The following is a 9053-nucleotide window of genomic DNA, read 5'->3' as shown; positions in this document are numbered from 1 at the left end:
TAACAACCTTAAGGTGGTTATTGCGGCGGGGCTCACCTCTTCCCATCCCGAACAGAGTAGTTAAGCCCGCCTGCGCAGATGGTACTGCAGTTATGTGGGAGAGTATGTCGTCGCCTTTCTTTTGAAAATCCTCATCATTTATTTGATGAGGATTTTTTTTGTTGGAAAAACTATTATTGATTAAGTTGCCTCGTGAAATACCTTTAAAAACCGTCTTAGCTTTCTATGGCAAAAATGGGATCCACTCCAATCACTCAAAAAGGAAATTAAGAGGTCTCAATTAGGCATGAATGTATTGATCAGATTAGAAAAAGAACTTAAGAAGATAAAAGAAAAGTATCATATTTAGATCTTTTTTAGTTCGAAAAATGCAATTGGATTTTTAGGTTATTCGTTAAAGGAACATCAACCAATTCTTTTAAAATCCATGATACTTGTTTACTTTGCTTTGGGAGATTGGATTAGGAATTGGTGGTTATAAAAATTGCTATAATTTATTAAGTTTATTTACCAGATAACTTATCGTTTGTGCAATACTTTCAGCAGGAATAGAGAAATCATTTTCTATCCAGTTTTTGATGACAGCAATACTTCCTTTTTCGCCAAATTGGTATGCCATTTCAGCAAAAGGCTTTACTTCGGCAGTAAGTTCTATTTGATTTTCAACTGGAAAATTAGTCCGAACACTTCTCAGGATTCGCGACAGAATTCCGCTTCCATCTGCTTTTGTAAACACAATTTTACTCATTTGCTTATCGCTTTCCAGTAACTGGCAGCTGAGCAGTATCACATCATCCATATTGGTGCTTTTACGCAAAACCGCTGAGAGTTTTTCAAAAACATCATCTTCTATTTCAAGAAGTATATCTAGCGGAATATTATAATGCCGATAAAATGTATTGCGGTTGACATCGGCTGTTTTACACAGTTCGGTTATGGTAATTTCGCTCAATTCCCTTTCGTTCAGCAAACTAAATAATGCCTCACGTAATATTTTTTTAGTATACTGAACCCTTCTGTCTTTTCTTAAATCCATCACAAATTATTTTATATACGCTACAAAAGCATTAGTTTTTGTTCGCTAATGTACACTAAAATCCTTTTTTGAAACAGCAAATATATTTTCTTTAATAGTTTTACGTAATAATCAAAAAGAACACAAAGTTAAATATTGAACATATTGTATAACAAATATAGCTTTTTGATCAAACTTTAAGAGGATTGAAAAGGACAATGTTAAATTAAAAAAAATGGAAAATAAGATATCACGAAAAAAAATACTTCTGACCGGTGCATCTGGAACTGTAGGATTTGAAACCTTGCAGCATCTGGTTCAGCATACGGATTATGAAATAACGGTTTTTGATTTAAAAACCAAAAATTCGGTAAAAAAACTGACTCCCTTTCGATCTCGTGTAGAGATTATATATGGTGACATCAGCAATAGGGAAGAAGTGCTAAAAGTTGCCCAAAATAAGGATGTAGCTATCCATTTGGCAGCGGTTATTCCACCTCTTGCAGATATAAATCCAGATATGGCTTACAGTGTCAATGTGAGAGGGACTGAAAATCTTATTTACGCTTTAGAAAAGAATTCACCGGATTGTTATTTGATTTTTAGTTCCAGTATTTCAGTTTATGGTGATCGGATGAAGAATCCTCAGATAAGTGTCAATGATATTTTGCAGCCCAGTCCCGGTGATCAGTATGGAGAAACAAAGGTGTTGTGTGAGTCGTTGATTGGAAAATCCAAATTATCATGGAGTATTTTTCGTCTGGCTGCAATTATGGGTAACCATAAGATATCCAAATTAATGTTTCATATGCCGCTGGATACACCAATGGAAATCTGCACTCCAAAAGATACGGGTAGAGCTTTTGCTAAAGCAATTGAAAACCAAAAAAAACTGGAGAAGCAAATATTCAATTTGGGAGGGGGAGAGGATTGTGTTATTACTTATGGATCTTTTCTAGACAAAATGTTTGCTGAATTTGGCTTAGGTGAAGCTTATTTTCCACAAAAGTCGTTTGCAGAGAAAAATTTTCACTGCGGGATTTTAAAAGATGGTGAAGATTTGGAAAATATTCTAGGTTTTCGACAGCAAAATTTGAACGATTATTTCGAGATGGTACGTCTGAAAATTCATCCTCTCCAAAAAAAAATTACCTTCATTTTTAAAAGTATTATAAAAAAATGGCTGCTTTCACAATCAGAACCCTACCAGGCGTTTAAAAAAGGGAATCTTAAAAAAATGAATCACTTTTTTAACCAATTAGAGAAAGAGAAGCTAGAAAAGGTTCTATTGTAAATCCTAAAAAAATATTACTTATGAAAATTAAAATGATAAGCTTGATAATACTTATAACAGTTAATTCAGCACTGTTTGCACAACATAATTTCAGCGTTGAAGTATCGGGCGTAAAACCCGGGAAAGGATCTGTTTTTTTTGGATTGTACGATAAAGAGAAAGGATTTCTTGATAATGAGTCACAGATTGCCACCGGAAAAGTAAAAGCTTCAGAAAATAAAGTAGTCTACACGTTCAAAAACCTACCGGATGGCAATTATGCTATTGCTGTTTATCAAGACTTGAATAACAACGGAAAATGTGATAGAAATATTATTGGTTATCCGACAGAAGGATTTGGATTTTCTAAAAATTATAAACCAAAACTCTCAGCACCCAATTTTGATGAGGTAAAAATTGCAATTAACCAGTATGCTAAAACCAGTATTGTGTTGATTACTAAATAGAAGACCCTTGCTCATGACTACATTAATATCTGTACAGGCTTGCTTTAAATTTTCTGTTTGGAATTGAAAAGGAGTTTAATACTTGTGTAATTTTTCGTAAAAGATATTCCATAACTTTTTCTGAGGTTATGGGTAAAATGGGATCAAGACTAAATGTTGTGGAAAACACAAAAGAGATTAGTAGTTAATTGAAGTTGCTAGTTTAATAATTCAATAAATAAATTGACTTTAAAAAGTTTAATCCCTACGGGATATTTTTTGGTTGATCTTCCGCGGTGGATGCTCATGCTGGCGGCCAGAATCTTGAAGCCTAATGTGAATGTTCTTCTTATATTTTTCATGCCGTAAAAATTAGCACTCATAAAGTTAGCTTTCAATAAGAAATTCTAAGTGCTATATCCTTCTTTTTTGCACTTTCTCATCAATACTGCCTAAGCTTTTAGTCGCGAAAAAGGCAGCAACTCCAGTTTATTTTGTAATATAAATTTTTGATAAAATTCAAGGAAATATTAATCAGGATGTCTTTGTTCTTACATTGTTTAATGTTGATGTGATGGAATTTGGTGGCGCAATGATGGTATTCAAAATGTGTCACAAAAAGTAGCGATAAAGAATAAAGAATGGAAACCCCGAAAGTTCTATAACTACACATTAAACTTCCACATCACTTGCAATTTAAATACGTTTCTTATCATTACTTTACTATCTTTAGCCAAAATCTGAAATATGCGAAAAATATTACTTTCACTGTTGTTACTTCCTTCTTTATTTCAAGCGCAAAATGCAGCTAGTGCCGATCCGGGATTTATTCCTGCTACGGTTTGGAATAATTATGAAAAACAAGTCAACGATATGGCGCTTCAGTCCGATGGCAAAATTGTCATTGAGGCTACCCAATATGATTACGATACGGGATGGACGCGAACCATAGAACGACTCAATGCAGACGGTTCGAGTGATGCTGCTTTTAAGATATTGACCGATAATACGGCAAATGGGCATAAATGTCTGATACTGATACAGTCCGATGGCAAAATTATATTGGGCTCCCAATTTACCGTAGCAGGTGTAATCAAACCTATGATTCGGCTGAACACCGACGGTAGTATTGATACAACCTTCGACACGCCAGCTTTGCCAACATCTTCTTATATCTACTGTTTGACCTTGTTGCCAGACGGGAAGTTACTGGTTGGAAATGACTCTTCTAAAAAACTGCTTCGCCTGACCGCAGATGGTGCTTTAGATACCACTTTTTATGATGAGCATCCCGAAATACAGTCTTGCAGGGCCGTATTGGTATTGCCTGATGGCAAGTTGATTGTAGCCGGCTCAATGTTAGATCCAGGAGGGGCGGTTACGTACTACCATATTGAAAAACTAAATGCCAACGGCACAATAGATCCAACATTTGATATCAGTACAAGTTTTATAGGTCGGAATGGTTATACGTCTTCATTGGCATTACAGCCTGACGGAAAAATACTAGTGGGCGGAAGGTTCGATACATGCGACGGAAACAATTCTAAGAGCTTAGCACGGCTGCACCCCGACGGAAGTTATGACAACACGTTTACATCTCCAATATATGACACAGAACCTGTGGTAAATGACATTTTGGTGCGACCTAACGGCAATATCCTGATTGGAGGTATTTTAGCGCGAGCAGTATTTATGGTATTGCTATGCTGTTACCAAACGGTTCAGTAACTTATTCTTTTTCGCCATCGACGGCTGGTACTAGCGTTAGGATTACAGAATACTCGGAGGTGCGCAGGGTCGTGCAGCAACCTAACGGTATGATTTTGCACTGCGGTGATTATGGAAATATTGGAGGTCAGTCTAATAAGACTAACATGATTCGCTTGCTAGGTACTGATAGCTACCTTGTAAACGGCTATACCCGACTTGACTTGCAAAATAATGGGTGTACCGATGCCGATCCCGGATTTCCGTACCTTAAGTACAAACTGGTGAACGGTACGAACCAAAGTTCTTATTATTCCAGTTCCAATGGTTACCATGGCGTCATGCTCAAAAATGGCACAAGTGTTATCACGCCTATACTTGATAATCCGACTTGGTTCAGCGTTTCGCCATCAAGTATCAGTCTGAATATGCCATCGGCAACGAATTATGCAAACCAGAATTTCTGTGTGACCGCAGTGGGAAGCCACCATGATTTGTCGGTTGTAATAGTGCCAATTGACAGAGCGAGACCAGGTTTTGATGCCTATTATAAAGTTTTGGTTAGGAACAATGGCAATCAAACGGCAACAGGTACTGTACGATTTACGTACAATGCCGCTACGGCGGAATATATCCAAAGTACCCCTTTGGCCGCAAGCGAAGGTTTTGGCTCGGTGACATGGAATGTTGAGGGTTTATTGCCGTTATCTGAAGTTAAATATATTGTAAAACTAAACTTAAACACCCCTACCGATACGCCACCACTAAATGCCAATGATGTATTGAAATTTTCAGCAGTGGCAAACATTGCTCAAGACGAAGTTGCGACAAATGATGAAGCGACATTGGAGCAAACGGTAGTAAATTCGTTTGATCCTAATGATAAGATTTGCCTCGGAGGTGACTATGTGCGTCCTGAACATGTAGGTGATTATATGTATTACCGCATCCGATTCGAGAATTTGGGTACGGCATCAGCGCAAAACATTAAGGTGACCGATATGATTGATACCCCTAAATTTGATATCGCTAGTTTGAGTCCAGTAGACGGTAGCCATCCTTTTACTACCCGCGTGATACAAGGTAATCAGGTCGAGTTTATGTTCAACAACATACAGCTTGGGTTTGCTGATGAGAATAATGATGGCTATTTGGTTTTTAAAATTCGTTCATTGAATTCGCTTACAGAAGGTGCTGTGCTAGAGAATACAGCTTCGATTTATTTTGACTACAATCTCCCTGTTGTGACAAATACTTCGGTCGTGAAGATGCAGAGGTCTTTGCATACTATATCATTTGAAACGATTAAATTGGCGCTTTATCCTGTTCCTGCGGGCGATATGGTATTCATAAGTATTCCCAAACAAGTTAATGTTCAGTCGGTAACAGTGTATAATCTTTTAGGGCAGTCGGTACTTGAAAATGTAAGACCCGGACCCGAAGGAGATGTGAATGTTACTAAACTTGCTAGTGGAAGCTATTTAATGCGGGTGAGAACGGAACTGGGCGATGGTGTGATGCGGTTTGTTAAAAAGTAGGATGCTGGGCATAGTTGTTGGTCCCTAAGGCATTTGCTCGTAAAGATAATGTGATCGAAAATAAAGAATAGCATTGAGTTATCCTAAAAAAGGTTGACTGAATTAATCACATAAAATTAATTAAATCGGAACAGAATTACTTTTGTTCCGATTTTTTTTTCCATTTTTTCAATTTCACTTTATTTTGTAAATGAGCTTGATTTGGAGTCAGCATATTGATTGTCTCGTCCTAAAATAAGTTGACTTATTTGGAGTTATAACAATTTTTTTAATGAAGAGAAATAAACAAAATTATCTTATTTTTTTACTAAACTTAGTACAACTGTTTTATTTTTCCATCTTTTACAATATACAACCCATCTTCACACATGATATATACATTAAATTTGGTTTTTTTAATATTTGTAAACCAACCTGGGAATTTATATTGTTTCAATGTTTTATCACCTATTAACTGCCCGTAATATCCATATTGTTTACTAGTTTTTTTATCTATTCCAGTTCCTGAAATATGTACCACTTTATCTTTTTGAACTATTTCTCTAGCTTCACTGCACAAATCTAAGTAAACCAACGTGTCCGTTTTATTCTTGCTTTTTTTATAAAGCTTCACGTTATCACTTTCATCATTAATTCCATATGGATAATCAACTATATCTCTTGTATATTCCGTTTCTGGTATCGTTTTTACATATATCCAGTCTTTCTTATAATCAGTCCCTTGAAATTTGTAGACTTTGTTTTCAACTGTACGAACATAAACTTGCTCCTTTGGATTTGAAATTACGTCCATTGGAAAAAATTTTCTAGTATCAAAAGTTATTGTTTCCCAAGAATTTCCAAAATCTTTTGAAATATGTATTCGAGAATAATCCGATTCGTGAATTCCTACCCAACTATCAATTCCAACAAGAATCTTTTTATCAGTAAAAGTTATATCTTTAAACATCAATGATGTTTTAATATTTTTCCAAGTTTTTGCGCCATTTGTCGAATATATTAATTCAAAATACTTACAGGCAATAATTGAGTCTTTTGAAATATCGGCAATATTATTAACATACCTATTTTCCTTTTTTGAAATTTTAGAAGTTGTATCACCTGTAGTTTTTACTATATCAGTTGTACTTTTAAAAGTATCTTTTGTAACTTCCAGTTTGTCTATTGTGTTCTTTTTACAACCAATTGCAAAAAACAATAAAACAAAATATATTCCGTATTGTCTTTTCATAAAAAAGCAGTTAACTTTATTTGTATAGCTAATATATCATTATTTTTAAAAGATAAAACTAATAAACATTATTCAAGATTTTTAAATCTTCTTGTAAATGGTTCGAATTCTGCACCATCAAGACCACTATAAATTTTAAAAGCCTGAGAAAATTTTATTTCTCAGGCTTTACATTTTTTTAGTAACGGCAAGAGAACGGGACTCGAACCCTTGTGATAAAAAAGTAAAAAACACATTAATTCTAAAAATTTCGAACTTACAGTTAGGCTTTGATTTAGTTATCATTTCATTTTTCAAAAAATAGTAATTTGCTATAAATCTTTGATTATTAATATGTATAACAGATTTTGATTTAGCAATGTTTCGAAGTCGAACCTTTAATTTTTTTAACGTTATCATAAGTTCTTGTTAAATTTAGATCAATCGATTGTGCACCCACTTTAACGCTAATGTCATAAAAACGCTATTATTTAAGTAGCTGCTGATTCTGAAACTCTGCGATTGTTAAGTTTTCGAGTGTACAATGTCTTCTGCAGGTGTTGTACAGTTTTCTATATAGTCAGTTATAGATTTTTCTGCTTTCTCTTTGGTCTTATATTTATTCTACTTTTAATGTTTTGAAAAAACTTTCTGCAACTGCGTTTTCATAGCAGTTGCCCTTTCGGCTCATGCTTTTGGTTATTTTATTTGCCTCTAATAGGTTAATAAATTCACGGCAGGTATACTGTATTCCCCGGTCTGAGTGAAAGATTAATTTCTGATTATGCTGCAGGCGACGATTTAGAAGAGCTTTAGTTAACTAAGCAATGCTGGTCTCTTTTGCTCTCATTGTTTCGCTGATCGACCAGCCGATCACTTTGCGGTCAAAAAGATCCATCACCACAGTGAGATAGATCCAGCCTTCCTCTGTGTCGATATAGGTCATATCAGAAACCCAGATTTCATTTATTCTGCCTGCTTTAAAAATCTGTTCCAATCTGTTTTCGACGGTTCTGCCGCTGAGGGATGGGTTAGTAGCCTTTTTTTATTTCGATTTTGCAATGCTTCTCAGGTGGTTTTCCTTCATGATCTGCCCGACAAATTTTCTGGAAGCTTTTATCCGGATAGTTTCTAATTCTTTGGCTATTCTCGGACTCCCGTATCGGCACTGGCTCCAGTGGTAGATTCTTATAATTTCGTTTATGATGAAGGCTTTTCGCTGTGCCCTTGCTGTGGGGGTTCTTTTTCTCCATCGGAAAAAACTGCTTTTGTGGATCTGAAAAATCCGGCACATCTTCTCAACGGGAAATATTTCTGCATTTTCTCTTATGAATTCATATTTCGTTCGCCACTCATAGAGAAGATATTTTTAAGCCTTTTTTAGGATGTCCCTTTCAATTTCCAGTTCTTTGATCTGTTTCCGAAGCTTCAGCAGTTCATTTTTATGGGATATTTCAGCTGGGGCATTTTTTGTGGTAAATTCGCCTTCCTGATAGAGCTTCTTCCAGTGCTGCAGGGTGCTTGTGCTGATATCGAGTTCTCTTGTCACGTCACAGACTCTTCCGCAGTGGATGCTCATGGTGGCGGCCAGAATCTTGAAGCCTAATGTGAATGTTCTTCTTGTATTTTTCATGCCGTAAAAATTAGCACTCATAAAGTTAGCTTTCAATAAGATTCTAAGTGCTATATCCTTTTTTTGCACTTTCTCGTCAATACTGCCTAAGCTTTTATTCGCAAATAACGTATCAACTCCACGCCGAAAAGTGGGATCAAGACTAAATGTTGTGCAAAAACATAAAAGAGATTAGTAGTTAATTGAAGTTGCTCGTTTAATAATTCAATAAATAAATTGGCTTTAAAA

Annotated in this window: 9 protein-coding genes, 1 rRNA gene and 1 pseudogene; 5 read left to right on the top strand and 6 right to left on the bottom strand. The window is 35.6% G+C overall.

Annotated features, from left to right (window positions below):
• Positions 1–9: 9 nt before the first annotated feature.
• Positions 10–119: ribosomal RNA gene (gene rrf, locus ACHRVX_RS20720) — 5S ribosomal RNA — on the top strand.
• A 368-nt stretch (positions 120–487) separates the two neighbouring features.
• Here the strand turns inward: rrf and ACHRVX_RS20715 are convergent.
• Positions 488–1036: a TetR/AcrR family transcriptional regulator gene (locus tag ACHRVX_RS20715; RefSeq protein WP_395335777.1), complete on the bottom strand. Its 549-nt coding sequence runs from the start codon at positions 1034–1036 to the stop codon at positions 488–490.
• 214 nt (positions 1037–1250) lie between these two features.
• Here ACHRVX_RS20715 and ACHRVX_RS20710 point away from each other — a divergent pair, with 214 nt between their 5' ends.
• Both ACHRVX_RS20710 and ACHRVX_RS20705 read left to right on the top strand, forming a co-directional pair.
• On the top strand, positions 1251–2309 hold the full coding sequence (locus tag ACHRVX_RS20710; RefSeq protein WP_395335775.1) for an NAD-dependent epimerase/dehydratase family protein: 1059 nt from the start codon (positions 1251–1253) through the stop codon (positions 2307–2309).
• A gap of 20 nt (positions 2310–2329) precedes the next feature.
• The gene (locus ACHRVX_RS20705) at positions 2330–2755 is read left to right on the top strand and encodes a DUF2141 domain-containing protein (RefSeq protein ID WP_395335772.1); all 426 of its coding nucleotides are present in this window, start codon (positions 2330–2332) and stop codon (positions 2753–2755) included.
• A gap of 197 nt (positions 2756–2952) precedes the next feature.
• Here ACHRVX_RS20705 and ACHRVX_RS20700 read toward each other — a convergent pair whose 3' ends face one another.
• Complete coding sequence (locus ACHRVX_RS20700) at positions 2953–3117, bottom strand: hypothetical protein (RefSeq protein WP_395335770.1); 165 nt, start codon at positions 3115–3117, stop codon at positions 2953–2955.
• A 364-nt stretch (positions 3118–3481) separates the two neighbouring features.
• On the opposite strand from ACHRVX_RS20700, the gene ACHRVX_RS20695 reads away from it, so the two are divergent.
• Both ACHRVX_RS20695 and ACHRVX_RS20690 read left to right on the top strand, forming a co-directional pair.
• A complete protein-coding gene (locus ACHRVX_RS20695) occupies positions 3482–4465 on the top strand; it encodes a hypothetical protein (protein ID WP_395335768.1) in 984 nt (327 codons plus the stop codon).
• Between the two features lie 146 nt (positions 4466–4611).
• On the top strand, positions 4612–5982 hold the full coding sequence (locus ACHRVX_RS20690; RefSeq protein WP_395335766.1) for a T9SS type A sorting domain-containing protein: 1371 nt from the start codon (positions 4612–4614) through the stop codon (positions 5980–5982).
• A gap of 313 nt (positions 5983–6295) precedes the next feature.
• Here ACHRVX_RS20690 and ACHRVX_RS20685 read toward each other — a convergent pair whose 3' ends face one another.
• From ACHRVX_RS20685 to ACHRVX_RS20670, 4 genes and pseudogenes are all read right to left on the bottom strand, one after another.
• Positions 6296–7213: a WD40/YVTN/BNR-like repeat-containing protein gene (locus ACHRVX_RS20685; protein WP_395335764.1), complete on the bottom strand. Its 918-nt coding sequence runs from the start codon at positions 7211–7213 to the stop codon at positions 6296–6298.
• Between the two features lie 598 nt (positions 7214–7811).
• A pseudogene (locus tag ACHRVX_RS20680) lies at positions 7812–8189 on the bottom strand (IS3 family transposase).
• A 48-nt stretch (positions 8190–8237) separates the two neighbouring features.
• A complete protein-coding gene (locus tag ACHRVX_RS20675) occupies positions 8238–8486 on the bottom strand; it encodes an IS3 family transposase (RefSeq protein ID WP_395335761.1) in 249 nt (82 codons plus the stop codon).
• A gap of 75 nt (positions 8487–8561) precedes the next feature.
• Positions 8562–8846 carry a transposase gene (locus ACHRVX_RS20670; protein ID WP_395335759.1) on the bottom strand — a complete coding sequence of 95 codons (285 nt, stop codon included), beginning with the start codon at positions 8844–8846 and terminating at the stop codon, positions 8562–8564.
• Between the last annotated feature and the right edge of the window lie 207 nt (positions 8847–9053).

Origin of the sequence: Flavobacterium sp. FlaQc-47 (assembly GCF_044006475.1) — a bacterium.
GTDB lineage: Bacteria > Bacteroidota > Bacteroidia > Flavobacteriales > Flavobacteriaceae > Flavobacterium.
Note: the sequence above shows the minus strand (reverse complement) of the source record. Positions and strands in the feature narration are given on the sequence as shown.